Here is a 25256-nt window from a genome sequence, read left to right on the forward strand (position 1 = left end):
TCGCGTCGGCGGCGGCCGCACTGAGCGGCTGCACCGCCGACGCCCGGCCACCCCGCTGACCGCCGCTCCGGTCGCGGCGAGCACGTCCCCGACACCGACCCCACCGCCCCGGCCCGTGCCGACCGCGACCGCGGCCGCCGCTCCCGTGCGCGCCCGCGTGCCCCTGCCCGAGGGCGTCATCACGGAGCTGCCCGGCGAGGGCCTGATGGCCTGGACGGTCGACGACGGCGCCGACACCGAGGTCGTCGCCGCCTACGCGCAGTTCGCGGCGGACACCGGCACCCGGCTCACCTTCTTCCTGAACGGGCAGTACGACTCCTGGACCGTCTGCGCACCCGCCCTCGCACCGCTCGTCGCCTCGGGTCAGGTGCAGCTCGCGAACCACACCTGGTCGCACGTCGACCTCACGAGCCTGAGTGCCGACGGCGTGCGGGAGGAGCTCGGCCGCAACGGCGAGTTCATCCGCTCCACCTACGGCGTCGAGGCCGCTCCCTTCTACCGTCCGCCGTTCGGCTACACCGACAGCGCGAGCCGGGCCGCCGCGGCGGGCATCGGCTACACGGCGACGACGCTCTGGTACGGCTCGCTGTCGGACTCCGGCCTCATCACGACCGATCAGCTGCTGGGCTTCGCCGACGAGTGGTTCCGGCCGCAGCGCATCGTGATCGGGCACGCGAACTTCGACCCGGTGACGCAGGTGTACGCGCAGCTGGTGGACCTCCTGCGCGAGCGCTCGCTCGAGACGGTGACGCTGCGCGACGTGTTCGCGGTCTGACGGCGTCGGTGCCGCCCGCCGGGTCCGGTCAGCGCAGACTCGCGCGGGCGGCGTCGGCGATCGCGGCCGACACCGCGTCCAGGCTCGGCGTGCGCAGCGACCACTGCTGCCAGTAGAGGGGGATGTCGACCGGTTCGCCGCCCAGGGTGACGAGCCCCGAGGTCGCCGACCGGGGCCTGCAGCTCCGGCAGCATGCCCCAGCCCAGGCCCAGGCGGACCGCGGCCTCGAAGTCGGTCGAGCCGGGCACCCGGTGCTGCGGCGGAGCGGCGTGCGGTGCGTGCGCGGCGAGGAACCGCTCCTGCAGCCGGTCCTTCTCGTCGAAGACGACGACGGGAGCGTCGGCCAGCCCGTCGAGGTCGCCGTCGGCGAACCAGCGATCGGCGAACGCGGGCGCCGCCATCGCCCGGTACCGCATGACGCCGAGCGGGCGACGAAGCGGCCGAGCACCGCCTCCGACTCGGCCGTCACCGCCGCGATCACCGTGCCGTCGCGGAGGAACGCGGTGGTGTGCTCCTGGTCCTCCCGGTGCAGCTCGAAGACGACGCCCGGCACGCCGGCGAGCGCCGGCAGCACCCACGTGGCGAGGGAGTCGGCGTTGACGGCGAGGGCGAGGGACACGGGGCCCGCGCCCTCCGCCTCCCTCGCCGCCGAGGGCGCGGACGGCGTCCTCGGCGAGCAGCTCGATCTGCCGCGCGAGGCGGAGGAGGCCGGCCCCCGCCTCGGTCGCGACGACCGGGCGCGAGCGGACGAGCAGCACCCGCCCCGCCGCGGTCTCGAGCGCCTTGATCCGCTGACTGAGAGCGGAGGGAGTCACGTGCAGGGCCCGCGCGGCCGCATCTGAAGGAGCCGTGCCGCACGGCGGCGGCCAGCGCGCGGAGGCGGGAGAGGTCGAGATCATCGGTCAGCATCGGCTCGCTCCCATCAGTTCTGCTTACGGTACTGAAGGAGCGTGAGCTGGTCTACAGGTACGGAGCGCTCTACCGTCGGGAGCGTGTCCCCCTCCTCGCAGCCGCCTCCGGTCTCGGATTCGGCCTCTCGCTCATCATCGCCATCGGCGCGCAGAACGCCTTCGTCCTCCGGCAGGGCCTGCGCCGCGAGCACGTGCTCGCGGTCGTCGCCATTTGCGCGCTCTGCGACGCGGCGCTGATCGTGCTGGGCATCGCGGGGATCGGCGCCGTGCTCGAGTCGGCGCCCTGGCTGCTCGTCGTCATCCCGCTGGGGCGGCATCGCGTTCCTCCTGGGCTACGCGTTCCTCGCCGCGAAGCGGGCGCCGCGCCCGGCACGCTCGAGGGCGACCCGGCCGGCGCCTCCACGTCGCTGCGCACCGCGGTCGCGACGTGCCTCGCGCTGACGCTGCTGAATCCGCACGTCTACCTCGACACGGTGGTGCTGCTGGGGTCGGTGGCGAACACGCACGGCGACGAGCGCTGGTGGTTCGGCGCCGGAGCGGCTGTGGGGAGCGTGCTCTGGTTCACGGCGCTCGGATTCGGGGCGCGGGCGCTGCGTCCGCTGTTCCGCAGCCGCACGGCCTGGCGGGTGCTCGACGCGGGAGTGGCGGTCGTGATGGTGGTGCTGGCGGTGTCGCTGGCGCTGTCGCACTGACGCGAGGCGCACTGGCCGGTGGTGCACTGACGGGTGGCGCACTGACCGGTGGCGCTACCGGCCCTCGCGGCCGATCGAGCGGGAGGCGAGCAGCATCACCGCGCCGAGGGCGACGAGCGAGAGCGCCTCGGCGAACGAGCCGATCGTCCAGAGGGCGATCAGGAGCTCCTGGCTCGGCGAGGAGTCGACGAGCAGCCCGAGAGAGGGCACGTAGTCCTGAGCTGCCGCGGCGACGACCGCGACGAGCCCGACGACGGTGACCGAGGTCCGGGCCGTGCGCGCCCGGTGCAGGGCGACGAGTCCGACGACCGCCGCGACGATCGCGACCGCGCCCATCACGAGCACGAGGGCGGAGGCGAGCGCCATCCCCCGCGCCGGCTCGGCTCCGCTCGGTGAGAACCACGCCACGAGGGTCGGAGGACGACCAGCACCGCGACGGCGAGGAACGCCGCCGCACCCGTCCGCCCGGCGATGCCGCCCTTCGCGTCCGAGCCCCGCGCCAGGGCGGAGGCGGCTGCGGCGAGGAGGGCGGCGGCGATCAGCGCGCCGAGGCGACCGAGGCCGGTGACCGCGAGATCCAGCGGCAGGAACCACGCCGCGATCTGCAGCAGACCCGCGGCGGCGACGAGGATCCCCGCCAGACGGAGGGTCGCGGCCCGCGAGGCGGCGGTTGGAGTGACCAGCGCGCGGTCGGACGACGAAGCGGTCATCGGGATCCCCTCCCCGGGGTCGAGTCCCTCCACGGTACCCCGTCCCTGGCGTCCAGAGCAGTTGTTCTACTAACATTGCGAACATGTTGCTCCGCGTCGACCACTCCTCGCCGCGCTCCCTCGCCGACCAGCTGGAGGCGCAGGTGCGCACAGCCGTCGCCGAGGGTGCCCTCTCGGCGGGCGACCGCCTGCCCCCGGCGCGCGAGCTGGCCCAGTCGCTCGACATCAACATGCACACCGTGCTCCGCGCCTACGCGGCGCTCCGCGACGACGGCCTGATCCAGATGCGCCGCGGCCAGGGCGCCTGGGTCGCCGAGTCCGCCGGCCCCGGACTCGTGCGCGTCACCGCCCTCGTCGACCAGCTCGTCGCCGAGGCCCGCTGCAGCGGGATCAGCTCCGCCGACCTCATCCGCCTGATCGAGGAGGACCACCCCGTGACCGACCGCTCCCGCTCCCTCCTGGCCGCCGCCTCCCTCCTGCTGCCCGCGATCGCCGTGCTCGTCTCGCGGGTCGCGCTCGACGTGCCGCCCGTGCTCGCCTCGCACTGGTCCTCGACCGGCGCCGCCGACGAGACGGCTCCGACGAGCGCGCTGCTGGCCCTGGCGCTCGTCCTCTCGGGCGCTCCCGCGGTGGCGGGGATCGTGCGCGGCGCTGCTCGGGCGCGGCTCGCGGATACTGCTCTCGTGCCTCGGACTCGTCGCGGGCCTCGGCGCCTCGGCCTGGGCGACGTCCGTCGGCACGACGCTCGCGGCGGGCTCGGCCGAGGGGGCGCAGCTGGGCGGCTGGCTGATCGTGCTGCTCGGCGGCCTCGCCTACGCGGCGGTGCCGGGCGCCCTCGCTCCGCGCAGCCGCTCCGGAGTCGAGCACCCGCGTCGAGCGGATGGCGCTCGGCGACTCGGAGTCGGGCGCCTGGTCGCACACCGTGACGGGCCGGGTCTTCGCGGTCGTCGGAGCCGTCCTGGCGGTCGCCGCGGCCGTCGCGGTGTCGACGCTCCTGGCCGAGGCTCGACGGGCCCCGCGATCGCGATGGCCGTGGTCCTCGGCGCGAGCGCGATCGTCGTCCTCGGCTTCACGCGGTTGCGCGTCACGGCCGACCGTCGCGGGCTGCGCGTGGTGTCGCGGGTGCTCGGGATCCCGCTGCGGCGCATCCCGCTCGGGACGATCGCCTCGGTCGGCACGGCCGAGCTGCGGCCGGCGGAGTGGGGCGGCTGGGGCTACCGGATGATGCCGGGCCGCTCGGCGCTCATCCTGAACGCGGGCCCCGGGCTCGTGGTGCGGACCACTCGCGAGCGCGAGTTCGCGATCAGCCTGCGCGACCCCGAGACGCCGGCCGCGCTGCTGGAGGCGCTGCGGACGCGCTGAACCCGGTGGGCGGCCGGGAGCGCTCCGCCGTGAGGAGGGTCTGGACAAAAGTAGGAACATCGATCCGCACCGCCGGCCCCGCCGAGGCCCGCCGTTAGCGTGGAACCGCTCCCACCCCTGGGAGAGGATGACCCTGCACTCGACCCGGGCCGGGCTCGGCGTCGACCTGACCACGGAGGTTGAATCATGCCGTTCACGACCACGGACGATGGCGTGGAGATCTACTACAAGGACTGGGGGCCCGCGGACGCGCAGCCGATCGTGTTCCACCACGGCTGGCCGCTGTCCTCGGACGACTGGGACGCGCAGCTGCTGTTCTTCCACGCGCACGGCTACCGCGTGATCGCGAGCGACCGCCGCGGGCACGGACGGTCCACCCAGGTGGGCACCGGCCACGACATGGACCACTACGCGAGCGACGTGAACGCCGTCGTCGAGCACCTCGACCTGCACAACGCGGTCCACATCGGCCACTCGACCGGCGGCGGCCAGGTCGCCCGCTACGTCGCGAAGTACGGCGAGCCGCAGGGACGCGTGGCGAAGGCGGTCCTCGTGTCGGCGGTGCCTCCGCTCATGGTGCAGACGGAGGCCGAACCCCGAGGGCACGCCGCTCTCCGTCTTCGACGGCTTCCGGGAGGCGCTCGCGGCCAACCGCGCCGAGTTCTTCCAGGCCGTCGCCTCAGGACCGTTCTACGGCTTCAACCGACCGGGCGCGACGGTCTCGGAGCCGGTGATCGCGAACTGGTGGCGCCAGGGCCTGACGGGCAGCGCGCTGGCGCACTACGAGGGCATCGCCGCCTTCTCCGAGACCGACCAGACCGAGGACCTCAAGGCCATCACCGTGCCGGTCCTCGTGATGCAGGGCGACGACGACCAGGTCGTGCCGTACGAGGACGCCGCCCTGAAGCAGCACGAGCTGCTGCAGAACTCGACGCTGAAGATCTACGAGGGCTACCCGCACGGCATGCTGACGACCCACGCCGACGTCATCAACCCCGACCTCCTGGCGTTCATCCGGGAGTAGCGGGAACCGGGAGGGCACTGTGCTGCGCAGGTGCGCCGGACACTCCGGGGCACCTGCGCTCGTCGTGCCGACGAGGCTGGACCGCGGAGGAGCCCGCTTCCGTCATCTGTCGAGTCCTCCGGGCTCGGCGGTGCGCGGACCGGCGAGGGCTTCGTAGGGTCCGAGCATGACGTCACCCGCCTCCCCTCCACCGGCTCGGCCGTCGGCCTGGGCGCCCCTGGCGATCACCGCGTTCCGGGTGCTGTGGCTCGCCCAGCTGGGCAGCAACATCGGCACGTGGATGCAGACCGTCGGAGCCCAGTGGTACCTGGTCGAGGCCGCCGCGGGCGCGGTGGTCATCGCCCTCGTGCAGACGGCGAGCCTGGCGCCCTCGCTCCTGGTCGCCCTGCCGGCGGGCGTGCTGGCCGACTCCCTCGACCGGCGACGGCTGCTGATCTGGGGATCCTCGGCCAGCGCGCTGCTGGCGGCCGCTCTGACCGTCGTCGCGGCCGTCGGTGCTCTGTCGCCGTGGACGATCCTGGCCTTCACCTTCCTGCTCGGCATCACCTCCACCCTGACCTCGCCCGCGTGGCAGGCGATCCAGCCGGAGCTCGTGCCCCGCGACCTGATCGCCGCGTCGTCCGCTCTCGGCGGGGTGACGGTGAACGGCGCACGAGCGATCGGCCCCGCACTGGCGGGAGTCGTCCTGTCGGCGTTCGGAGCCCCCGTCGTCTTCGGCATCAACGCGCTGAGCTTCGTCCTCGCCGTGATCGCGCTCCTCTGGTGGAAGCGGCCCGCCCAGAGCGGCCTCGACGATCGCGAGCGGTTCGGCACCGCTCTGAAGGCGGGGATCCGGTACGTCGCCTCGGCGCACCTCGTCCGCCGGATCCTGCTCCGATCGGCGCTCTTCGCGCTGCCGGCCAGTGCTCTGTGGGCCCTGCTGCCCCTCACCGCGAAGCGCCTCGGCCTCGACTCGAGCGGGTACGGCCTCCTCCTCGCAGCCCTCGGCGCCGGTGCCGTGATCGGCGTCTTCGCCCTGCCGTCGGCCCGGCGCCGGTTCCTCCGACAACGTCGTCATCACGACGAGCGCCGTGCTCTTCTCCGCGGGGACCCTCGCCGCGGCGTTCCTCCCGTTCGCGCCGACGCTGATCCTGCTCGTGGTCGCGGGACTGGCCTGGATCGGAACCCTCACCGTGCTGAACGCGGCTCTGCAGCTCACGCTGCCCCAGTGGGTGCGGTCTCGCGGCGCGTCGATCTACCTCTTCGTCTTCATGGGAGCGATGGCCGTCGGCTCGATCGGCTGGGGTCTGGCGGCGCAGGCGCTCGGCACCCCCACCGCCTACGCGGCGTCGGCCGGACTGCTGCTCGTGGTGGCGGCCAGCGTGCGGATGCTCCACCTCCTGCCCGGAACGGGGAGGATCGATCGCAGCATCTCGATGTCGTGGCCCGCACCCACCCTGGTGTTCGAGCCGGAGCCCGCGGACGGGCCTGTGCTGGTGACCGTCTCCTACCGGGTCGACACCGACTCCCTCGCCGCGTTCCGCACCGCGATGCGGCGCGTCGAAAGCTTCCGCCGCCGCACCGGCGCCTCGAGGTGGGCCCTCTACCGCAGCGGCGAGGAGGCCGGCCTGCAGCTCGGGACCTTCGTCGTGCCGTCCTGGGGCGAGTTCCGGCGGCAGGAGACCCAGCGCCTCACCGGCCGCGACCGCGAGATCCGGACGGCAGCGCTGGCCCATGTGCAGGGCGAGCCGCTCGAAGGCACTACTTCGCCAGCACGACCCCGTCCCCGAGCCCGAGCGGCGGTGCCGCCCCCGCGCAGTGACGCGCTGGGGCGGCGAGGTCGCCCGCTGCGGGTGGTGCAACTCCTGGACGGGAGCGCTCTCACGATCGGGCCGGAGGGAGCCATACTGGAGCCGACCCGGCGCCGTCCTCCCGCCGGTCGATGCTCGAGGCCGAGAGCGCGATCGCGGAGCAGGCGGATCGGGTCGCCCCCAGCCGCCCGCCGCTCGTTCCGGCGGATCCTCCGACGGAGTCAGACGATGAGCAGCCGCACTCCCCTCGCCGACTTCCTCCGCGCCAGGCGTGCGGCGCTGCGACCGGAGCGGATCGGGCTGACGACCGCCGGGACCCGGCGGAGGGTCCCAGGTCTGCGCCGGGAGGAGGTCGCCGACCGCGCCAGGATCAGCCGCGACTACTACCTCCGCGTCGAGCAGGGTCACGACATCACGCCCTCGGACCAGGTGCTCGGCGCTCTGGCCCAGGCGCTCGATCTCGACGAGTTCGAGCGCTCCTACCTGTTCCGGGTCGCCAGGCCGCTGCCTCCGCGGGCCGCCTCCTCGCGCTCTCACCCGTCGATGGAGGCGCTGCTGGAGCACTGGCCGATGACGCCGGCGTTCGCGTTCGACCGGAACCTCGACGTGCTGGCGACGAACGACCTCCTGCGGTGCATCGCCCCGGAGAAGGGAGTGCCGGGGGCGAACCTGCTCCTCTCGGTCGCCGAGGGGTACGCGAGCGCTCAGGAGGACGGCATCCCGGAGGACCAGCTGCAGGTGTGGGACAGCATCTTCCGCGAGCTGATCGCGGCCCTGCGGTTCTACAGCGATCCCGACGACGCGCGCCTGCAGGAGATCGTCGGCGAGTGCTCCGTCCGCTACCGGCTCTTCCGGTCGGTCTGGGCCGAGTACGAGGTCCGGCCGATCACGCAGAGGGCGCTGCGGATCGACGTCGCCCCGTTCGGGTGGCTCGACTTCGACATGCAGACGTTCGAATCCGCAGTGGCGCCGGGCCGCTTCGTCGTGACCTACCTCGCCCGAGCGGGGTCTCCCGCCGCCGCAGCGGTCGACCACTTCGCGTCGCTCCGGCCCGCTGCTCGCCGAGCGGAGGCGCGTCACCCCGAACGCGGCGGTTCCCGGACGGTGACGGCGAGACGCTCGAGTGCGCGCCGAGCGGCGGCGTCGGCGGGCTCGAACAGGAGCAGCGTGCACTCGTCGTCCTGCGGGGGACGCAGCAGGCGGTAGTCCAGCGGGACGGTGCCCACGGCGGTGCCGCGGAAGCGTACGGATCCGCTCTCCCGCGCCGGAGCGTCGCGCGCCCAGGCCGCGGCGAAGGCGGGGCTGCTGACGGAGAGCTCCCCCACGATGCTCCGGAACTCCCGATCGCCGTCGTGCCGATCGAGCGAGGCGCTCAGCAGCGCCGTCACCTGCTCCGCAGCGTCCCGCCAGCAGGGCAGGTCCTGCAGCGCGAGCGCGTCGAGGAAGGTGGAGCGGGCGAGATCGGCCCCCTCGAGGAAGTGGGGGAGAGGGCCTGCGCGAGAGGGTCGCGGACAGCACCCGGAGGTGGCGGTCGAGCAGCACCGCGGGCTGCTCCGCCCACGGGGCGGGCAGGGCTCGGCCCTGTTCCCGCGGCACATCCGGTCCGTCGTCCACGCCCCTCACGGTAACGAGCGGCCCTCGCCCGAGCGTGGCTGTCGGAGGGCCAGGGACGAAGCTGCTCGGAGTGTCCTCCGACGCGCACCGGCGCCTCCTCGTCCGTGATGGACTGCTCCCATGACCGATCCACTGCTCCCAGCGACCTCCCTGCCTCGCGAGGCTCCCGCGCACGACCCGAGGGTCGGCGCCTGATGGCCGAGGAGCGCGCGATCCTCGCCGGCGGCTGCTTCTGGGGGCTCCAGGAGCTCCTCCGCGACATGCCCGGTGTGTTCGGCACCCGGGCCGGCTACGCCGGCGGCAGCACGCCGAACGCGACCTACCGCCACCACGGCGACCACGCCGAGGCGGTCGAGATCGACTTCGATCCCGAGCAGCTCCCGTACCGCGACCTGCTCGAGTTCTTCTTCCAGGTGCACGACCCCACGACGAGGAACCGCCAGGGCAACGACATCGGCAGCGCGTACCGCTCCGTCGTCCTCTTCCTGTCCCCCGACCAGGAGAGGGTCGCCCGCGAGACCATCGCCGAGATCGACGCGTCGGGCCGCTGGCCCGGTCCGGTCGTCACCGAGGTCGAACCGGTGGGCGAGTTCTGGGACGCCGAGGAGGAGCACCAGGACTACCTGCGCAAGCACCCCGGCGGCTACACGTGCCACTGGGTCCGACCGAAGTGGACCCTCGACGCCTGAGCGCGTGACGTCCGGCACGGGAGCGAAGGGGGCCCTGGAAGGGGTCACGCTAGCGGAGGGGACCGTCCACGAGGATCGCCGCATGACCCCTCCTCCGGATCTCGGCCGATGACCCTGCAGGACGTGGTCGACGAGCTCGCCGGAGCACTCGGCCGGCCGATAGCGATCGAGGACGCCCGCGCCCGCGTCCTCGCCGCGAGCACCGGGCGCCCGAGCGGTCAGCGCCCGCCGTCGCTCGTCCCAGAGGAGCCCCTCCGCCTCGGCGCGCCGGACGCCCGGCGCTGCGTGTTCCCGGTCAGCGACCCCCGCGGCCGGCTCGCGGTCCTCCGCGTCGGGCAGGACCAGCTGCCGCCGCTGACTCCCGAGCACTACTCCCTCATCGGCGCGGCGGTCGACACGGTCCGCCGCATCCTGAGCCCGTCGACCCCGACCCCCGGGACCTCGCGGCGCGCTGAGCTGCTCTCGGATCTGCTGGCGCCCGACGAGGCGCGGCGCCGGGCGGCGTTCGCCGAGGCCGTCGAGCGCCACTGGCTGCGCCGCGATCAGCGCACCGTCGTCCGCGCCGTGCTGCTGGAGGGTGCGGGCGGAGCACTGCGGAGGGCGTCGCTCGCGCACCGTCTCGACGCCTCCCCCTCCACCGGCCTGGTGCTCCTGGGCGACGAGCGGGGGATGCTGCTGTTCGTCGGCACCGAGGAGCCGGGAGCGGGCCCGGCGGACGAGACGGACGCGGTGCTCCGCGCCGAGGCGCACCGCCACGGCGCGCGGGTCCTCGCCATCGGCTCGGCCCGCCATCGGCGGGAGGACGACGATCTCCGACCGACCGCCGACCACGCCTCGCTCGCGGCGAGCATCGTCAGCTCGCTGCCCGACGGCCGCGACCGCGGCGACATCGCCGACCTCGGCGCCTGGGTGCTCCTGTCCTCCGTCGCCGCCGACAGCTCCCAGCTCGCGGTGCTGTCGCCCGCCGCGGCGACGCTGCTCGAGAAGGGCGACGACGTCCAGCGGCAGACCGTCGAGGCCTACCTCGACGTGCGCGGCAGCGTGCGGGAGGCGTGCGCGATCCTGCACATCCACCGCACCACGCTCTACTACCGGCTGGACAACCTGCCGCCCACCGTCCGGGCCGCGCTCGACGACGGCCTCGCCCGCAGCGCGCTGCACCTGTGCCTGAAGCTGATGCGGTTCCGCGGCGGCCACGAGCGGCGGCGGGCCTCGTGACGACACCGGTTCCGGGCCGCTCGGCGCTCGATCCCAGGCTGCCGCAGGTCCGCCTGTACGGGCGGCGCGAGAGCCGGGACGCGTGGGAGATCCGCGACTTCCTCTCGCGCAGTGTCGTCTCGTTCACCTGGTCGCCGCTGGACACCGACGAGCAGTGCCTGGCCGTCGCGGGCAGGCCGCTCGCCGGGCGGCCCTCCCCTCGTCGTCTTCCCGGACGGGACGCGGGCGTGGGACCCGGGCATCGCCGAGGTGGCCGCCCGGCTCGGCTGGATCAGTGCACCGAGGCTCACCGAGTACGACCTCTCGATCTACGGAGCGGGGCCGTCGGGCCTCTCGGCCGCCGTCTACGCCGCCTCCGAGGGGCTGCGGGTGGTGGTCCTGGAGCGGTCCGCGATCGGCGGGCAGGCCGGCTACAGCAGCCTCATCGAGAACTACCTCGGCTTCCCCCACGGCATCGCGGGCGCGGACCTCGCCGAGCGCGCCCGGCAGCAGGCCGTCGACTTCGGCGCCGAGCTGCTGATGATGCGCGAGGGGATCCGGGCGCGCTTCGCCGACGACCGGATCCACGCCCGGCTCGCCGACGGGTCGACCGTCGTCGCCCGCTCGAACATCTGCGCCACCGGCATCGAGTGGCGCCGACTCGGCCTCGACCGCGAGGACGAGCTCCTCGGCGTCGGCGTCTACTACGGAGCCGGGACCAGCGAGGCGCCGCTCTGCGAGGGCGCGGACGTGGTCGTCGTCGGCGGCGGCAACTCGGCGGGCCAGGCGGTGATGAACCTCGCCGCCCACGCGCGGCACGTCACCATGCTCGTGCGCGGGCCCGATCTGGCCGACAGCCTCTCGTCGTACCTCGCCGACCGCGTCGTCCGGCAGCCGAACGTGACGGTCGCGCTCGACTCGCGGGTGAGCGCTCTGCACGGCGACGCGGCACTCGAGTCGATCGACGTCGAGAGCACCGCGACCGGTGCGCGCAGAGCCCTCGCCACCTCGCACCTGTTCGTCTGCATCGGCGGCGCGCCCGACACCTCCTGGGCCGAGGGGACCGGGATCGTCCGCGACGCCTCCGGGTACCTCGTCACGGGCCCCGACCTCACGGGTGACCACGCGGCGGCCGACTGGCCGCTCGAGCGGGCCCCGTTCTACCTCGAGACCAGCGTCCCCGGGTCGTTCGCGGCGGGAGACGTGCGCCGCAGCTCGGTCAAGCGCGTCGCCTCCGCGGTCGGCGAGGGCGCCATGGCCGTGACCTTCGCCCACCGCCACCTGCAGGAGACGTCGTGAACCGCGATTCGGGCGATCGCGTCGACGAGCCGCCGTCGGACCCGCTGTCCGAGGCGGCGGTGTCGGCCGCGTCGCTGCCCGACCGGCCCGCCGCGTTCCTCACCGCGCTGGTCACCGAGCACTTCGTCCTGGAGTCCGCCAGGGGCATCACCGTGACGGAGTCGAGCAGCAGGGCGTCCCTCTACCTGACGATGCTGTCGAGCTCGCTCGTCGCGTTCGGCTTCCTCGCGCCCACCCCGTACGCGCTCGGATTCCTGGCGGTGATCATCCCGGTCGTCGTCCTGCTGGGCGTCTTCACCTACGAGCGGCTCGTGCAGACCTCGATGGAGGACATCGCCGCGCTCACGGCGATCCAGCGCATCCGCCGCTACTACGGCACCCTGCTGCCGGGCGCCGGCAACTACTTCACGATGCCGCGCGGCCCGCATGCTCCGAACGAGCTGCTCGAGATCGGCCGGAGGCGCAGCTGGCGCGGCATCTTCTTCACCATGTCGTCGGCGATCGGCGTCGTGAACTCGATCGTCGCCGGAGCGGGAGCGGCCCTGGCCCTGGCCGTCGGAGGCGGAGACGAGTCGCGCGCGATCGCGGCCGGGATCGCCGCCGCCCTCCTGCTGGCCGTGCTGCACGGCGTCTACCAGTTCCACCGCTACCGGCAGATGCGCCTGCGGATCGCCGAGGCGGAGGCTCTGGACGGCTTCGAGCAAGCGTGAGCCCGCGGCCCGCGCACCCGGGCTCAGCCGCGCTCCGCGAGGCGCTCCTGCCAGTCGCGCGGCACGCGGTCGGCCGGCCCCGGAGTGCTCTGCCCCGCCGGACGGCTCTGCGGGTCGGCGAGGCGCGGACCCGCCGTCCAGTCGTCGGCGCCGAAGTCCCAGAACCAGTCCTCGCCGGGCTCGAAGCTCTGGATGACCGTGTGGCCGGTCGCACGCCAGTGGGCGGTGGCGTGCCGGTTCAGCGAGTCGTCGCAGCAGCCGATGTGCCCGCACCGCGCGCACCGGCGTAGGTGCAGCCACCACGAGCCGGTCCGCTCGCACTCGACGCAGCCCGGGCCGCTCGGGGGGACGGAGGGGTCGATCATCCGCGAGGTCATGCCCCCAGGGTGCCGCGGGGCGCCCGGTCCGTCCTCCTCGGATCGTCGGAACCCCTCCGGGGCACTCCGATTCCTGCGCCCGGCACGACTCGGAGCCGACCGCCCTGGCACGACTCGGGGCCGTCCGCAAGTGCCGACGCGAACGGCGGGACTGTGGTCGCATGAGAGTCCGGGTGAGCGAGCGGTCCGCCTCGGATCCCCCACCCCCTCCCACCCCACCAGGAGCCCCATGCCTTCGAGCGCAGCACTCGCGCGCGCCACCCTCTTCGTCGTGCTCGATCCGGGCGTCCCGGGAGTCGGCCGTCTCACGGAGGAGCTCGCCGCGGACGTCGACGTCGTCGCCCTCGAGGGCGCCCGCGACCACTGCCGCGGTCATCCGCGCGATCCGCGAGCACGGCTCGCCCCGATGGATGATCGCGGGCGGGGGCCGAGCGGCGCGGACCGCCTCGGTCGTCGCCTCCCGCACGCTCTCGGGACGATCGGGGCTCTTCGGACTCGCCGGGCTCGTGCTGCTCCCCGGCGCCCGGGAGGACCCTGCGAACGCCGAGGACGACGTCCCGGCCGCCGTGCCGACGCTGACCCTCGAGGCGGGCACGCCGTCTGCCGGGGCGGCGATCCGGGCGTTCTGGCTCGAGCGGGCGGGCACCGGTCCCGCCGTGCCGACCCGACGTCTCCCGCGTCATCGCCTCGGCCCGCACCAGCACCCGCGTGCGGGCCCTGCTCGCCCAGCGCCTGCTGGCCGACGATCCGGAGTACGCGCCCCGCTCCCTCTCGGACGACCGGCTCGCGACGCTGCGGGCGGTGGCCGACCGGGTGGTGCCGCAGGACGACCGGCCGGGCCGCATCGACCTCGCCGCCCGCGTCGACACGCAGCTGGCCGACGGTCTCGGCGACGGCTGGCGCAACGCCGCACTGCCCGCGGACCCGATCGCGTACGCGCACGGGCTCGACGCGCTCGCCTCCCTCGCGTCGCTCCCCGCTGCGGAGCAGGACGCTCTGCTGACCGCGGTCGCCGACGGCTCCGGCCCCACCGGCACCCTCACTCCGGAGCAGCTCGCCGCCTGGTTCGAGGACTGCCGCGTCGACCTCGTGCGCCAGTGGCTCGCCCACCCGGCGAGCATGGCGCGCGTCGGCTACGACGGCTACGCCTCCGGTGGCGACACCCTCCCCCTCACGGGCTTCCGCTCCCTCGGTGCGGATCAGCGCGACGACTGGGAGCCGACGGCGAGGAGCCCGCGATGAACACCACCGGCATGCGCCGCTTCGATCTCGACGAGACGGTCGACGTCGTCGTCGTCGGCACCGGCGCCGGAGGGGCCCGCTGCTCGCGACCCTCGCCGCCCGGGGCCTGCGCGTCGTCGCCCTCGAGGCCGGCCCGAACCTCGACGCGACGAGTCACACGTCCGACGAGACCGTGGCGACCGAGATCAACTGGATGCAGGAGCGCCTGAGCGGGGGCGACGCTCCCACCGCCTTCGGCCCGAACAACAGCGGCCGCGGCGTGGGCGGATCGACGCTGCACTGGGGCGCCTTCACTCCGCGCCCCGACCCGCGCGACCTGCTGCTGCGGACGGAGTCGGGCCTCGGCCGCGACTGGCCGATCGCGCACGCCGAGCTCACCCCGTACCTCGAGCGGGTGGAGGCGACGATCGGAGTCTCGGGGCCCGCCGACTACCCGTGGGACCCGTCGCGGCGCTATCTGCAGGGTCCCGTCGACCGCAACGCGTCCGCCGACATGATGCTGCGCGGCTGCGCAGAGCTCGGGATGCGGGCGGTCGACGCCCCGGCGGCGGTCCTGAGCGAGAGCAGGCACCAGCAGGACCACGGCGAGCGTCCCGCATGCGTGGGCTGCGGCCAGTGCCACCAGGGCTGCCGCACGGGCGCCAAGGCGAGCATGGACACGACGTACCTGCCCGCGGCGGTGCGGGCCGGTGCCGAGATCCGAGGCGGACTCGTTCGTGCACGGCATCGAGCTCGACGCCGCCGGTCGCGTGAGCGCTGTGCTCTACACCGCGGACGGGGTCGAGCGCCGGCAGCGCTGCTCCGCCCTCGTGCTGGCCGCCGGCGGCATCGAGACGCCGCGCCTGCTGCTGCACACGGCAGTCGCGAACAGCAGCGGCCAGGTCGGCCGGAACTTCCTCGCGCACGGGGCGGTGCAGGTCTGGGGCACCTTCGAGAACGAGATGCGCAGCTACCGCGGCTACCCCTCCTCCGTCATCTCGGAGGACACCGTGCGGCCGGCCGACGCCGACTTCGCAGGCGGGTACCTCGTCCAGAGCCTGGGCGTGATGCCGCTCACCCTCGCCACGACCCTCGTGCGCGGCGGCGGGCTGTGGGGGCGCGACCTGATGGGCGCGCTCGACGATTACCGGTTCCTGGCGGGCGTCGGGATCAACGCCGAGTGCCTGCCGTCGGACGGCAACCGCCTCGAGCTGACCGGCGAACTCGACGAGCACGGCGTTCCCAAGGCGCTGATCTCGTTCTCACCGGGCACGAACGAGGAGGCGATCGACCGGCACGCGATCCGCACGCTCACCGCCATCGTCGAGGCGGCAGGAGCGACGAGCACGCGCGTGCTCGCCCGCACCGCGCACACCCTCGGCACGTGCCGGATGGGGTCCGATGCGGCCGACGCGGTGGTCGATCCGGACGGCCGCAGCTTCGACGTGCCGAACCTCTGGATCTGCGACAACTCGGTCTTCCCGAGCGCGCTGATCGCGAACCCGGCGCTGGCCACGATGGCGCTGTCGCTGCGCACGGCGGAGCGGATGCTCGCGGCCTGAGCGGGCGTCAGGTGCTGCTCGGGTCGGCTGTCGACATCAGCCGCTCGACCGCCGCCCGCAGGGCGAGGAGCTCGGAGTCGACCGTCGCCCGCACGACCGCGTGGGTCGTGTCGAAATAACGATGTGCGAGCCGGTCGCGCATTCCCGTGACCTCGCGCCAGGGCACTCCTGTCTCGGTGGCGAGGAGATCGGCGGGCAGATCCTTCACCGCCTCGCCGATCTCGACCAGGCGCATCCGCACAGCATCGAAGACGAGGCCGTCGTCCAGATCTCCGCGGGACAGATGGTCCTCGATCGCGGAGACGGCGACGAGGACGTCCTCGGGCCGGTGCAGCGGCTCCCGGCTCACAGCGGGATCGAATCAGTGTCCACCGCAGGACGCAGGTGCTCTTTGAGACCGTCGGTCGGCACGAGGTCGACCGGAGCCCTGACGATGTCTTCGAGCTCGTGCTGGAGCGACAGCAGCGCGAGGAGCCCCATCCCTGCCGGCACCTCGATCAGCAGGTCGACGTCGCTGTCCGAGCGGTCGTCGCCGCGGGCGGTCGAGCCGAAGATCCGCGCCCCGACGATGCCGCGGTCGCGCAGCACCCGCCTCATCTGCGCACGCCGCTGCCGCACCCGCCGACCGACGGGACCGGAGAGCGGCGCCGGGGAGGAGGGATCCTGCTCGAGGGCGAGGGCGAGCCCGAATCCGGCTGCGGAGAGGAGGCGGCGCAACGTCGGCAGCGTCGGCTCGCGCAGTCCGTTCTCGTAGGCGCTGATCATGCTCTGAGGGACTCCGGCCCGCGCCGCGGGCTCAGCCTGCTGCAGACCGGACCGCTGTCGCGCATCCTTCAGGACAGCAGCTGCTTCTGTCGTCATGAACGGATAATATCGACGATCGTGTGTGGGCAGGCCCCGCGTCACTCCGCTCAGGCCTGCGTCCACCGGAAGACGTCGACCACCCGCGCCGCGCCGAGCTCGTGCAGGGGTTCCTCCGACGCCCCGCGGAGGGCCTCGGCGTCGTCCGGGAGCCGCACCTCGGCGCCGCGCGCGAGGGGCAGGATCTCGACGACGACCTCCGAGTCGGGGCCGACGCCCAGGTCGTCCAGGTCGAGGACCCAGCCGTCGGCGTTCCAGAAGCGGTCGGCGCGCAGGACGCCGTCGACGAGCACCCGGGCGACGTCGCCCGCCCAGTCGATCTCGAGCTCCCGCCGGACGGCCCGCGCCGACGGGTCGGGCAGGACGAGGCGGTGAGCCGAGGCGTGGGCGGCGAAGTCGGAGTCGCGGGGCGCCGCGGCGCGGCCGTCGCGACCGCCGTAGGACGCGGGCGGCGAGCCCGCCGGGCGCAGCTCCTCGAGGACCACGGGTCGCACCGACGGCGCGTCCGCCGGGGCGTCGACGGAGCCGGTCGCCGCCACGAACGTCCCGTCGCGGTACTCGCGCGGTGCCGGGCGCACGGCGGCGCCGTCCGAGACCAGCCGCCCGTCGGCGTCCGTCCACAGCGGTTCCGCGCTGAGCACGAGCCGCACCCCCGAGTCGCCGTCGAGCGCCCAGGCCTCGGCGCCGATCGCGGCGGGCAGGACGAGGACGTCGAGTGCGCCGTCGGCGGTGACGAGCACCGGCTCGTCGCCGTCGAGACGGAGGAGCGGACCGTCGACCGCGGCACCGTCGACCGCGGTGCCGTCGACGATCAGGGCCGTCCCGTCCGCGAAGCGCAGCTCGGGGGCGACGCCTTCCTCGGCGACGAGCACCAGCGTCGGCCGCTCGCCCTCGAGCACCGTGAGCAGCGACGCGGTCGCCCACTCCAGCTCGACTCCGCCGAGCACGAGCCCGACGGGCCAGTGCGCGATCGTGCCGACCGGGATCCGCACGGGCTCGGCCGGGAAGAGCACGGTCCGCTCCTCCAGCACGACCTCGAAGCGCACCCCCGGGTGATCGGCGAGGGGCTCGTGCGGCTGGTGCCAGGTGATGAGGACGACACCGCTCGTGCCGTCGCTCCGCCAGGGCCCAGCGCAGCGTCGTCGCATCGCGCACCCCCTCCGGCCGCACGTCGGGCAGGCTCGACGGCATCTCGGCGAGCGTCTCGCCGAAGGCCGCGAGCATCGCGTGCTGACGGCGCAGCAGGCCGAAGCTCGCGGACGTGCGGCCCGTCGCTCCGATCGGCGCGCGGAAGTCGTAGTCGAAGACGGCCATGTCGTTCAGGTAGCCCGTCGCCTGCGACTCCTGCAGGTCCGGCCCCGGATTCCGGCCGCCGGCGAACATGTAGTAGCCCTGCCAGGCGGAGCCGTTGCCGATCTTGTCGTGCGCCACCGCGGCGACGTCGAGCGCTTCGACCCGCGGGCGGCGCTGGTACGCGAGCGCCATGCCGCCGCCGAGCTCGCAGGTCGCGGCCGGATAGAGCTCCGACAGGGTGCGCGGCGCCTCGAGCGCGACGCCCTGCCGCAGATCGGCGCCGATGCCCGGGTCGTCCCAGACGTGCGAGAAGAAGAAGTGCTCGCGGAACGTGTCGTCCCACGGCTGGTCGTGATCGAGCCAGAAGCCGTCGGGGTAGCCGCCGAACACGGGCATGACCTCGTCGGTCGGCAGGTCCGCGGCGCCCCAGCCGGTCGCGGTCCAGATCGGAGCCGAGAGACCGGCAGCGCGCGCCATCCGCTTCAGAGTGCGCAAGTGCTCGGGCTGGTCGTAGAGCTCGTTCTCGAGCTGGATCGCGACGACCGGGCTGTCGGGACCGCAGCGGGAGGCGAGCTGCTCGCCGATCGCGGCGTACCAGGGCTCGACCAGCGCGAGGTACTCCGGGTCGTCGGTGCGGTGCGCGACCGGCGCCTCCTGCACCCAGTCGGGGAAGCCGCCGTTGCGGACCTCACCGTGCGCCCACGGCCCGATGCGCAGCACGACGTCGAGGCCGATCGCGGCGCAGAGGTCGACGAAGGCGGCCACGTCGCGGTCGCCGTCGAAGCGGCGCTCGCCGCGCACGCTCTCGTGGTGGATCCAGATGACGTAGAAGGCGACGACGCTCACGCCGCCCGCGCGCATCAGACGCAGGCGCTCCTCCCAGCGCTCGCGCGGCACGCGGGTGAGGTGGAACTCGCCCGAGACCGGGACGAAGGGGCGGCCGTCGCGGAGGACGGACCGATCGGTGAGGCGGTAGCGGGAGTGCGGGTCCTCGACGGTGCTCATCGGCGGCTCGTGCCGCTCGCGCTCCCACGGGACGTGCCGGACGGTGGCGGTCTCGGCGAGGAGCCCCGGAGCGGAGGCGGCGGTGCCGGTGCCGGCGGTGTCGGAACGGTCGGCGGTGTCGGCGCGGTCGGTCATCCCTGATGCTCCTTCGGATCGGCTCGCTGCCCGCGGTGAGCGGCGGGTGCCCGGTCAGGCTAGCTGTCATCGCTCCCAGTGTCGAAAGCCCGATTCGGTGGCGCCAGCCGTGCCGATGACTGCGCGGTGACTGTGATCGTTTCCAGGAGTGCGCCCGGTGCCTACACTGGGGCGATGACCCCCGTCGGCGATCCTCCGCGGCGCCCCACCATCGACGACGTCGCCGCCGCCGCCGGCGTCTCCCGCGGCACCGTCTCGCGCGCACTGAACGGCGGCAAGTGGGTGAGTCCCGACGCGCAGCGCGCCGTCGACGCGGCCGTGCGGCGCACGGGCTACCGGGCCAACGCCCATGCCCGAGGCCTGCGCCGCCGCCGCGCCGGAGCGATCGCCTTCCGTGCTCGGCGAGGACGTCGAGCGCCTCTTCGCCGACCCCAACGTCGCCGTCCTGCTCACCCACGTCTCGAAGGCGCTGGCGGAGCAGGGCCACGCGATGGTCCTCCTCCTCGCCGCCGACGACGCCTCGAAGCGGCACGCCCTCGACTTCCTCGGCACCGGGCAGATCGACGGAGTGATGCTCGTGTCGTGGAGCCGCGACCTCACCCTCCTCGACGAGCTGCGCGCCGCGGGCATGCCCGTCGTCTGCTGCGGCACTCCCGACCGCCGCGGCGGCGGCGCGGGCTGGGTCGCGGCCGATGATCGCGAGGGCGCCCGCCGCATGACGGAGCACCTGCTGAGCCTCGGCCGCCGCAGCCCCGTCATGATCGCCGGGCCGGACGACCGCCTCGGCGCCTCCCTCCGGGTGGACGGCTACCGGGACGCGCTCGGCGAGGGGGCGGCGGGACGGGTGGAGTACGGCGACTGGTCCGAGCGCAGCGGCGCCGAGGCGATGACCCGGCTGCTCGACTCCTCCCCCGGCGTCGACGCCGTCTTCGCCGCGAACGACCGGATGGCCGCGGGCGCGATCGCCGTGCTGCTCGCGTCGGGCCGTCGCGTGCCCGAGGACGTGGCGGTCGGCGGCTTCGACGACAGCCCCGCGGCGAGCGCTGCGACTCCCGCGATCACGACGATGCGCCAGCCGTTCGAGCGGATCGCGCGCGAGATGACCCGGCTGCTGCTCGCCGAGATCGACGGCGAGCAGCCGGCCCACGTGCAGCTGGCGACGGAGTTCGTCCGACGCGAGTCGGCGTAGCGGCGCGGTCGCGGGCGTAGGGTGCGATCGCGACCCACGACGACGTGGCGAGGAGGGACGAGCATGAGCGACCAGCGCAGCAGGACGATCACCTGGCACGATCCGATGGCCACGGCGGAGGCGGCGAGGCGGATGAGCGGACTCGATCACCTCCGCGCGATGAAGGACGGCACGATCCCGCCCCCGCCGATCACCGCGCTGATGAACACCGATCTGGCCGAGGTCGAGGAGGGCCGCGTCGTCTTCCGCTGCCGACCGGACGAGTCGCACTACAACCCGATCGGGCTGGTGCACGGCGGCTTCGTCTGCACGGCCCTCGACTCCGCCGCGGGCTGCGCCGTGCAGTCGACGCTGCCCGCCGGAGTCGGCTACACCTCGCTCGACCTGACGGTCAGCTACCTCCGCGGCGTGCACCGCGACAGCGGCGAGCTGCTCGCGATCGGCACGGTCGTGAAGCCGGGCCGGCGCGTCGCGTTCGCCGAGGCGCGGGTCACCGACTCCCAGGGGCGCCTGGTCGCGACGGCCACCTCGACCCTGCTCGTCCTCCCCTTCTCGGAGGCGACGGGCTGACGGCTCTGCCGGCTCGGAGCCGCTGCTCCGTCAGTCGAAGTCGGTGCTCCGGCTCAGCTGCTCCCACTCGTCGGCGTCCGCGCGCAGCGCGTCGAGGTGCGGCGCGGAACGCGTCCTGCGCATCGTTGCCGAGCAGGAGGAGCGACGGGGTCGACTCCGATCCGACGACCCGGATCAGCGCGGCCGCGGCCCGCTCCGGGTCGCCCGCCTGGGTGCCGTGCACGGTGTCGTGCTCCTTGCGGCGCTTGCCCGCCGTCTCGGCGTAGTCGGCGATCGGCTCGGCCGACTGCGTGAGCGAGCGCCCCGCGAAGTCGGTGCGGAAGCCGCCGGGCTCGACCGAGAAGGCGCGGATCCCCAGCGGCGCGACCTCCTTGCGGAGCAGGCGTCAGCGCCTCGATCGCCGCCTTGACGGCGGCGTAGTAGCCCGACCCCTCCGGCGAGATCCGCGCGCCGATCGACGAGAGGTTCACGATCGTGCCGGAGCGGCGCGAGCGCATCCCGGGCAGCACCGCCTTGATCGTGCGCACGGAGCCGAAGAGCTGCGTGTCGAAGAGGCGCTGCACGTCGTCCTCGTCGCCCTCCTCCACGGCCGCGCGGTAGCCGTAGCCGGCGTTGTTGACGAGCACGTCGACCTGCCCGAACCGCTCCTCGGCGGCACGGACCGCGGCGGCGACCTGCGCCTCGTCGGTGACGTCGAGGGCGACGGCGAGCGCGGTTCCGGGATACGGCTCGGCGATGTCCCGGACGGAGTCGACGTCGCGCGCGGTGACGACGACGCTGTCGCCGTGCGCCAGGACGGCCTGTGCGAGCGCGCGCCCGAGTCCAGTGGAGCAGCCGGTGATGAGCCAGGTGGTCATGCGGTCCTTCTTCCTCGCAGTGCCCGCGGAGCGCGAGCCGCAGCCAGTCGACCGCGTGCCCGCTCGCAGCGACAGGGGTGGACGGCGGATCCGATGCACCGGATCGTTACGGGATCCGATGCACCGGATCGTTACGGGATCCGGTGCCGACTTCTCCGCGACAGGACCGAGGATGAGGTCAGGGGGACGGTCCGCGCCTCCGTCGTCCGCTCCCGAGGGTCCTCCGCCATGCACCTCCGCTCCCGCACGCTCCTGGGCGCTGCCGCACTCGCCGCTCTGACCGGCCTGACCGGCTGCACCCCCTCCGCCGATCCGGTGGCCGAGCCGACCGGCTCCGCCACGGGTGCGCCGGGATCGACCGCACCGGGATCGACCGCGACGCCCACCGCCGGCCCGACTGCATCTGCCACGCCGACCGCGATCCCGACGCCCACCGCTGCGGACGCCGCGAGCCTGCTGATCGGCCCCACCTCGTTCTCGCTGGTCGACGCCGACGGCACCGAGCTGGGCACGTGGGAGTACCGCGACGGCACGGGTGCGGTGGCCGCTCTCACCGAGGCCTTCGGCAGCGCCCCCGCGGAATCCGACGAGATCCCCTACGAGGGCTACCGCACCCGGAACTCGAGCTGGCCCGGCTTCGATTTCAAGGACACCGAGGTCTACGACGCCGGGGGTCCGGAGACGAAGTACCCCGAGCCGGACTTCCTCCTCGCCGCGAACGCCCCCGCGGTGGGCGACGTCGCGATCAGCACCCTCGCCGGAGTGGCGGTGGGCGACGCCGCCGAGGAGGTGCGCGCCGAGCACCCCGACAGCGTCCAGGAGGGCGCCCCCGGGCTGTTCGACTTCGACACCACACCGGTCGGCACGCTCGACGGCTTCGAGCTGACGCACACCGTGGGCGTGCTGGCGGAGGACGAGGTGACGGTGTCGGGCATCCGCGCGCCCTTCGTCAACTGGGGAGTCTGACCCGCGACGCCTCAGCCGGTGCCGGCGCCCGACCCGACGAGCGGATGCGTCGCCGCGACGACCACGATCACCGCGACCGCGGCGACGCAGATTCCCAGGCCCGCCCGCGAGGCGGTCGCCGCGCGGCGAGCAGCGCGACGGCGAGGACGCCGAGCAGGGCCGACCACGCCAGCAGCGCCCAGCCGAGGATCCAGGACAGCGCGAACGCCTCGTCCGAGACGGCCTCGAGGGCATCGCCCAGACCGAACGCCAGTGCCGCGCCGGCCGCGAACACGAGCGCCGCGACGGGCAGAGCCACCACCTCGCCGCGCCGCGCCTGCTCCATGCCGCGACCGTAGCGCTGCGGAGGCCTCTCCCAGAAGGTCGGGGCGGTGACGAACGGGGGTGGCCTCGATGAACGCGGCCGGGTTTTACACATCCGAAACCCCTCAGAAACCCCCCAGCATCTGCGGGCGGTTGAGTAGGAGGCGACCCGGCCGCCCCGCCGACAGCACGGCGGGCCGCGCCATCCCCACCTCGACGGAGCCCGCCCATGCGCCCGACCACCTCCCGCACCGCCGTCCGCGCCCTCGCGCTGGGCAGCGCCCTGGCCGCCACCCTCTCGCTCGTCGCCTGCTCCGGCGCGAGCGACGCCGGCACCGACTCGGGTGACGGAGGCGGCGAGAGCGTCACCGTGACGGTCGGCACCCTGCGCGGCCAGCCGCACTTCTACCAGCCCTTCCTCTACGAGCAGTTCGCCGAGGAGGGCGTCGAGTTCGAGGTGATCACCCTCGACACCACGCCCGCCCCTCTCGGACGCCCTCGTCGCCGGGACCATCGACTTCGCGATCTCGGGTGTGACCCCGACCATCTCCTCCGTCGCCCAGGACCGCGACCTGACGATCGTCGCCTCCGCCGCCGACGGCGGGTCGGGCTTCCTCGGCGGCGAGGGCATCTCCTCCGTCGAGGACCTCGCGGGCAAGAAGGTCGGCTACATCCAGGGCGGCGCCCAGGAGGTCGCCCTGCGCTACTACCTCGAGGAGGCGGGCCTCACCGACTCCGACCTCGAGCTGACCACGATCCCCGTGCCCGAGATGGCGTCGGCCTACACGAGCGGCTCGATCGACGCCTTCTTCGGCGTCGAGATCGGCGTCTCGATCGCGGAGGCGGCCGGCGCGACCGAGATCGCCGACCCGTACGCGACTCCGATCGGCCGCGTCAACATCGGGCTCGTCACCACCGGCGCGATGATCGAGGAGCAGCCGGAGGTCGTGCAGAAGGTGGTCGACACGCACGCGGCGACCACCGAGCACATGAGCGAGAACGTCGACGAGTGGCTGCCCGACATGATCGCCGAGTTCGGCGGCGACCAGGACGTGCTCGAGTCGGCGCTCGAGAACTTCTGGCTCCGCTCCGATCTGACCGAGGAGTACCAGGGCCAGCTCGAGGCGCTCGCGGGCCAGATGCAGGAGCTCGGCTTCATCGACGAGGCGCCCGCGATCGAGGACGTCGTCGACACGACGTTCGCGCCGACGTCCTGATCGGCCGCGCGATGACCACGACCCTGGAGCCCTCGACCGCCACCGAGCGGCTTTCGACCACGAAGCGCCGGCGCCAGCCCGGGCGCGGCGGTCTGCGGACCTTCCTGCTCGGCCTGCCGGTGCCGATCCTGTTCGTCCTGCTCTGGCAGTTCGGGCGGGCCGGCGAGTGGGAGCTGCCGTTCGGCATCCGGATGGCGTTCCTGCCCTACCCGGGCGACGTCCTGGTCTCGCTGATCGACTACGCCTTCGGCGGGCTCGAACGACGCGTTCAGCGGGCTCCTGTGGACCGATCTGGGGGCGAGCGCCGGGCGCGTGTTCGGCGGCTTCGCGCTCGCGACGCTCCTCGCGATCCCGCTGGGCGTTCTGATGGGGCGCTACTACACGGTGAACTCGCTGTTCGATCCGTTCATCAACCTGTTCCGCCCGGTGCCCGCGACCGCGTGGGTGCCGCTCGTGGCGCTCCTGATCGGCTACGGCGACCAGGCGTCGATCTTCCTGATCCCACGCTGTCGGCGTTCTTCCCGATCGTGCTCGGCACCATCAGCGGCGCGCGCCAGGTGCCGCCCCGGCTGATCGAGGCGGCACGGATGCTGGGCACCGGGACCGCGGGCGTGCTCGCTCGGGTCGTGCTGCCGGCCTCCGCGGCCGCGATCGTCAACGGCATGCGCGTCGGGCTCGGGCTCGCGTGGGTGGTGCTCGTGCTGAGCGAGACCACGGGGGTGAGCACTGGGCTGGGCTCGACGATCTTCCTCGCCCGCGACGTGGTGCGCACCGATCTGATCGTGGTCGGGATGATCTGCATCGCGATCGCCGGATTCGCCTCGGACCGGCTGCTGCTGCTGGTGTTCCGCCTGCTGTTCGGCCGCCGGCCGCTGATCTCGTGAGGGGCTGCCGACGGTGAGCGCGCTCCCGACGAGCCGTCCGACG

At 73.8% G+C, this 25256-nt stretch carries 26 protein-coding genes and 6 pseudogenes; 21 read left to right on the top strand and 11 right to left on the bottom strand.

Going from position 1 to position 25256, the window contains the following annotated elements:
* Nucleotides 1-115: 115 nt before the first annotated feature.
* Nucleotides 116-775: a polysaccharide deacetylase family protein gene (locus tag AC0CII_RS11295; RefSeq protein ID WP_465229469.1), complete on the top strand. Its 660-nt coding sequence runs from the start codon at nucleotides 116-118 to the stop codon at nucleotides 773-775.
* Between the two features lie 28 nt (nucleotides 776-803).
* Here AC0CII_RS11295 and AC0CII_RS11300 read toward each other — a convergent pair whose 3' ends face one another.
* The 3 genes and pseudogenes from AC0CII_RS11300 to AC0CII_RS11310 form a co-directional block, all read right to left on the bottom strand.
* On the bottom strand, nucleotides 804-1394 hold the full coding sequence (locus tag AC0CII_RS11300) for an ArgP/LysG family DNA-binding transcriptional regulator (protein WP_465231098.1): 591 nt from the start codon (nucleotides 1392-1394) through the stop codon (nucleotides 804-806).
* 151 nt (nucleotides 1395-1545) lie between these two features.
* Nucleotides 1546-1674, bottom strand: a pseudogene (locus AC0CII_RS11305) (LysR family transcriptional regulator); the annotation flags it as partial.
* A gap of 23 nt (nucleotides 1675-1697) precedes the next feature.
* On the bottom strand, nucleotides 1698-1877 hold the full coding sequence (locus AC0CII_RS11310) for a hypothetical protein (RefSeq protein WP_465229470.1): 180 nt from the start codon (nucleotides 1875-1877) through the stop codon (nucleotides 1698-1700).
* Between AC0CII_RS11310 and AC0CII_RS11315 the strand changes: the two genes are divergently transcribed.
* Entirely contained in the window at nucleotides 1863-2378 is a 516-nt protein-coding gene (locus tag AC0CII_RS11315) for a LysE/ArgO family amino acid transporter (RefSeq protein ID WP_465230879.1), read from the top strand. The genes AC0CII_RS11310 and AC0CII_RS11315 overlap by 15 nt on opposite strands.
* A 54-nt stretch (nucleotides 2379-2432) precedes the next feature.
* Here AC0CII_RS11315 and AC0CII_RS11320 read toward each other — a convergent pair whose 3' ends face one another.
* Complete coding sequence (locus AC0CII_RS11320; RefSeq protein WP_465229471.1) at nucleotides 2433-2744, bottom strand: hypothetical protein; 312 nt, start codon at nucleotides 2742-2744, stop codon at nucleotides 2433-2435.
* Nucleotides 2714-3121: a hypothetical protein gene (locus AC0CII_RS11325; protein WP_465229472.1), complete on the bottom strand. Its 408-nt coding sequence runs from the start codon at nucleotides 3119-3121 to the stop codon at nucleotides 2714-2716. The genes AC0CII_RS11320 and AC0CII_RS11325 overlap by 31 nt, the downstream gene beginning before the upstream one ends.
* Before the next feature lie 50 nt (nucleotides 3122-3171).
* Here AC0CII_RS11325 and AC0CII_RS11330 point away from each other — a divergent pair, with 50 nt between their 5' ends.
* From AC0CII_RS11330 to AC0CII_RS11350, 5 genes and pseudogenes are all read left to right on the top strand, one after another.
* Nucleotides 3172-4014, top strand: coding sequence for a GntR family transcriptional regulator (locus tag AC0CII_RS11330; protein ID WP_465229473.1), 843 nt, complete (start codon nucleotides 3172-3174; stop codon nucleotides 4012-4014).
* Nucleotides 4015-4114: 100 nt separating this feature from the next.
* The gene (locus AC0CII_RS11335; RefSeq protein WP_465229474.1) at nucleotides 4115-4450 is read left to right on the top strand and encodes a hypothetical protein; all 336 of its coding nucleotides are present in this window, start codon (nucleotides 4115-4117) and stop codon (nucleotides 4448-4450) included.
* A gap of 186 nt (nucleotides 4451-4636) precedes the next feature.
* Nucleotides 4637-5474 (top strand): annotated as a pseudogene (locus tag AC0CII_RS11340) (alpha/beta fold hydrolase).
* A gap of 166 nt (nucleotides 5475-5640) precedes the next feature.
* Nucleotides 5641-6504: pseudogene (locus AC0CII_RS11345) on the top strand (MFS transporter); the annotation flags it as partial.
* A gap of 40 nt (nucleotides 6505-6544) precedes the next feature.
* Nucleotides 6545-8278: pseudogene (locus AC0CII_RS11350) on the top strand (MFS transporter); the annotation flags it as partial.
* Between the two features lie 62 nt (nucleotides 8279-8340).
* Here the strand turns inward: AC0CII_RS11350 and AC0CII_RS11355 are convergent.
* Nucleotides 8341-8862 (bottom strand): MmyB family transcriptional regulator, encoded by a 522-nt coding sequence (locus AC0CII_RS11355; protein WP_465229475.1) that lies wholly within the window; start codon nucleotides 8860-8862, stop codon nucleotides 8341-8343.
* Nucleotides 8863-9072: 210 nt separating this feature from the next.
* Here AC0CII_RS11355 and msrA point away from each other — a divergent pair, with 210 nt between their 5' ends.
* From msrA to AC0CII_RS11375, 4 genes are all read left to right on the top strand, one after another.
* Nucleotides 9073-9567: a peptide-methionine (S)-S-oxide reductase MsrA gene (msrA, locus tag AC0CII_RS11360; RefSeq protein ID WP_465227680.1), complete on the top strand. Its 495-nt coding sequence runs from the start codon at nucleotides 9073-9075 to the stop codon at nucleotides 9565-9567.
* 108 nt (nucleotides 9568-9675) lie between these two features.
* Nucleotides 9676-10785 (top strand): PucR family transcriptional regulator, encoded by a 1110-nt coding sequence (locus AC0CII_RS11365; protein WP_207406891.1) that lies wholly within the window; start codon nucleotides 9676-9678, stop codon nucleotides 10783-10785.
* Between the two features lie 249 nt (nucleotides 10786-11034).
* Complete coding sequence (locus AC0CII_RS11370; RefSeq protein WP_465229476.1) at nucleotides 11035-12063, top strand: NAD(P)/FAD-dependent oxidoreductase; 1029 nt, start codon at nucleotides 11035-11037, stop codon at nucleotides 12061-12063.
* The gene (locus tag AC0CII_RS11375; RefSeq protein ID WP_465229477.1) at nucleotides 12060-12773 is read left to right on the top strand and encodes a hypothetical protein; all 714 of its coding nucleotides are present in this window, start codon (nucleotides 12060-12062) and stop codon (nucleotides 12771-12773) included. The genes AC0CII_RS11370 and AC0CII_RS11375 overlap by 4 nt, the downstream gene beginning before the upstream one ends.
* Nucleotides 12774-12796: 23 nt before the next feature.
* Here the strand turns inward: AC0CII_RS11375 and AC0CII_RS11380 are convergent, their stop codons facing one another.
* Entirely contained in the window at nucleotides 12797-13138 is a 342-nt protein-coding gene (locus AC0CII_RS11380) for a UBP-type zinc finger domain-containing protein (protein ID WP_465229478.1), read from the bottom strand.
* 720 nt (nucleotides 13139-13858) lie between these two features.
* On the opposite strand from AC0CII_RS11380, the gene AC0CII_RS11385 reads away from it, so the two are divergent.
* From AC0CII_RS11385 to AC0CII_RS11400, 4 genes and pseudogenes are all read left to right on the top strand, one after another.
* Nucleotides 13859-14392 (top strand): gluconate 2-dehydrogenase subunit 3 family protein, encoded by a 534-nt coding sequence (locus AC0CII_RS11385; RefSeq protein WP_465229479.1) that lies wholly within the window; start codon nucleotides 13859-13861, stop codon nucleotides 14390-14392.
* Nucleotides 14389-14601, top strand: coding sequence for a hypothetical protein (locus tag AC0CII_RS11390; RefSeq protein WP_465229480.1), 213 nt, complete (start codon nucleotides 14389-14391; stop codon nucleotides 14599-14601). The genes AC0CII_RS11385 and AC0CII_RS11390 overlap by 4 nt, the downstream gene beginning before the upstream one ends.
* Nucleotides 14586-15038 (top strand): annotated as a pseudogene (locus AC0CII_RS11395) (GMC family oxidoreductase); the annotation flags it as partial. The gene AC0CII_RS11390 and the pseudogene AC0CII_RS11395, both read left to right, overlap by 16 nt.
* Before the next feature lie 70 nt (nucleotides 15039-15108).
* Entirely contained in the window at nucleotides 15109-15933 is an 825-nt protein-coding gene (locus AC0CII_RS11400) for a GMC oxidoreductase (protein WP_465229481.1), read from the top strand.
* A gap of 7 nt (nucleotides 15934-15940) precedes the next feature.
* Here AC0CII_RS11400 and AC0CII_RS11405 read toward each other — a convergent pair whose 3' ends face one another.
* Together AC0CII_RS11405 and AC0CII_RS11410 are read right to left on the bottom strand one after the other, a co-directional pair.
* Nucleotides 15941-16282, bottom strand: a complete 342-nt coding sequence (locus tag AC0CII_RS11405) for a HepT-like ribonuclease domain-containing protein (protein ID WP_465229482.1) — start codon at nucleotides 16280-16282, stop codon at nucleotides 15941-15943.
* Nucleotides 16279-19227: a beta-galactosidase gene (locus AC0CII_RS11410; RefSeq protein ID WP_465229483.1), complete on the bottom strand. Its 2949-nt coding sequence runs from the start codon at nucleotides 19225-19227 to the stop codon at nucleotides 16279-16281. The genes AC0CII_RS11405 and AC0CII_RS11410 overlap by 4 nt, the downstream gene beginning before the upstream one ends.
* A gap of 174 nt (nucleotides 19228-19401) precedes the next feature.
* Here AC0CII_RS11410 and AC0CII_RS11415 point away from each other — a divergent pair.
* From AC0CII_RS11415 to AC0CII_RS11425, 3 genes and pseudogenes are all read left to right on the top strand, one after another.
* A pseudogene (locus tag AC0CII_RS11415) lies at nucleotides 19402-19512 on the top strand (LacI family DNA-binding transcriptional regulator); the annotation flags it as partial.
* Nucleotides 19513-19621: 109 nt separating this feature from the next.
* A complete protein-coding gene (locus tag AC0CII_RS11420) occupies nucleotides 19622-20416 on the top strand; it encodes a LacI family DNA-binding transcriptional regulator (RefSeq protein WP_465229484.1) in 795 nt (264 codons plus the stop codon).
* A 63-nt stretch (nucleotides 20417-20479) separates the two neighbouring features.
* Nucleotides 20480-20986 carry a PaaI family thioesterase gene (locus AC0CII_RS11425; protein ID WP_465227671.1) on the top strand — a complete coding sequence of 169 codons (507 nt, stop codon included), beginning with the start codon at nucleotides 20480-20482 and terminating at the stop codon, nucleotides 20984-20986.
* A 53-nt stretch (nucleotides 20987-21039) separates the two neighbouring features.
* Here AC0CII_RS11425 and AC0CII_RS11430 read toward each other — a convergent pair whose 3' ends face one another.
* Nucleotides 21040-21843 (bottom strand): SDR family NAD(P)-dependent oxidoreductase, encoded by an 804-nt coding sequence (locus tag AC0CII_RS11430; RefSeq protein WP_465229485.1) that lies wholly within the window; start codon nucleotides 21841-21843, stop codon nucleotides 21040-21042.
* Nucleotides 21844-22071: 228 nt separating this feature from the next.
* Between AC0CII_RS11430 and AC0CII_RS11435 the strand changes: the two genes are divergently transcribed.
* Nucleotides 22072-22809, top strand: coding sequence for a hypothetical protein (locus AC0CII_RS11435; RefSeq protein WP_465227669.1), 738 nt, complete (start codon nucleotides 22072-22074; stop codon nucleotides 22807-22809).
* Nucleotides 22810-22876: 67 nt separating this feature from the next.
* Here AC0CII_RS11435 and AC0CII_RS11440 read toward each other — a convergent pair whose 3' ends face one another.
* Nucleotides 22877-23659 carry a hypothetical protein gene (locus tag AC0CII_RS11440; protein ID WP_465229486.1) on the bottom strand — a complete coding sequence of 261 codons (783 nt, stop codon included), beginning with the start codon at nucleotides 23657-23659 and terminating at the stop codon, nucleotides 22877-22879.
* Between AC0CII_RS11440 and AC0CII_RS11445 the strand changes: the two genes are divergently transcribed.
* Together AC0CII_RS11445 and AC0CII_RS11450 are read left to right on the top strand one after the other, a co-directional pair.
* Nucleotides 23646-24329, top strand: a complete 684-nt coding sequence (locus AC0CII_RS11445; RefSeq protein ID WP_465229487.1) for an ABC transporter substrate-binding protein — start codon at nucleotides 23646-23648, stop codon at nucleotides 24327-24329. The genes AC0CII_RS11440 and AC0CII_RS11445 overlap by 14 nt on opposite strands.
* Nucleotides 24330-24340: 11 nt before the next feature.
* Nucleotides 24341-25213 carry an ABC transporter permease gene (locus tag AC0CII_RS11450; protein ID WP_465229488.1) on the top strand — a complete coding sequence of 291 codons (873 nt, stop codon included), beginning with the start codon at nucleotides 24341-24343 and terminating at the stop codon, nucleotides 25211-25213.
* The last annotated feature ends 43 nt before the right edge of the window (nucleotides 25214-25256 follow it).

The organism is Rathayibacter sp. AC182 (assembly GCF_979253875.1).

Bases quoted from the DNA above. Each gene is read 5' to 3' on its own strand.
- AC0CII_RS11425 (WP_465227671.1), top strand. From the start codon at position 20,480: ATGAGCGACCAGCGCAGCAGGACGATCACCTGGCACGATCCGATGGCC.
- AC0CII_RS11335 (WP_465229474.1), top strand. From the start codon at position 4,115: ATGGCCGTGGTCCTCGGCGCGAGCGCGATCGTCGTCCTCGGCTTCACG.
- AC0CII_RS11450 (WP_465229488.1), top strand. From the start codon at position 24,341: ATGACCACGACCCTGGAGCCCTCGACCGCCACCGAGCGGCTTTCGACC.
- AC0CII_RS11435 (WP_465227669.1), top strand. From the start codon at position 22,072: ATGCACCTCCGCTCCCGCACGCTCCTGGGCGCTGCCGCACTCGCCGCT.
- AC0CII_RS11440 (WP_465229486.1), bottom strand. From the start codon at position 23,659: ATGGTCGGGGTCACACCCGAGATCGCGAAGTCGATGGTCCCGGCGACG.
- AC0CII_RS11410 (WP_465229483.1), bottom strand. From the start codon at position 19,227: ATGACCGACCGCGCCGACACCGCCGACCGTTCCGACACCGCCGGCACC.
- AC0CII_RS11355 (WP_465229475.1), bottom strand. From the start codon at position 8,862: ATGTGCCGCGGGAACAGGGCCGAGCCCTGCCCGCCCCGTGGGCGGAGC.
- AC0CII_RS11330 (WP_465229473.1), top strand. From the start codon at position 3,172: ATGTTGCTCCGCGTCGACCACTCCTCGCCGCGCTCCCTCGCCGACCAG.
- AC0CII_RS11430 (WP_465229485.1), bottom strand. From the start codon at position 21,843: ATGACCACCTGGCTCATCACCGGCTGCTCCACTGGACTCGGGCGCGCG.
- AC0CII_RS11365 (WP_207406891.1), top strand. From the start codon at position 9,676: ATGACCCTGCAGGACGTGGTCGACGAGCTCGCCGGAGCACTCGGCCGG.
- msrA (WP_465227680.1), top strand. From the start codon at position 9,073: ATGGCCGAGGAGCGCGCGATCCTCGCCGGCGGCTGCTTCTGGGGGCTC.
- AC0CII_RS11380 (WP_465229478.1), bottom strand. From the start codon at position 13,138: ATGATCGACCCCTCCGTCCCCCCGAGCGGCCCGGGCTGCGTCGAGTGC.
- AC0CII_RS11390 (WP_465229480.1), top strand. From the start codon at position 14,389: ATGAACACCACCGGCATGCGCCGCTTCGATCTCGACGAGACGGTCGAC.
- AC0CII_RS11320 (WP_465229471.1), bottom strand. From the start codon at position 2,744: ATGGCGCTCGCCTCCGCCCTCGTGCTCGTGATGGGCGCGGTCGCGATC.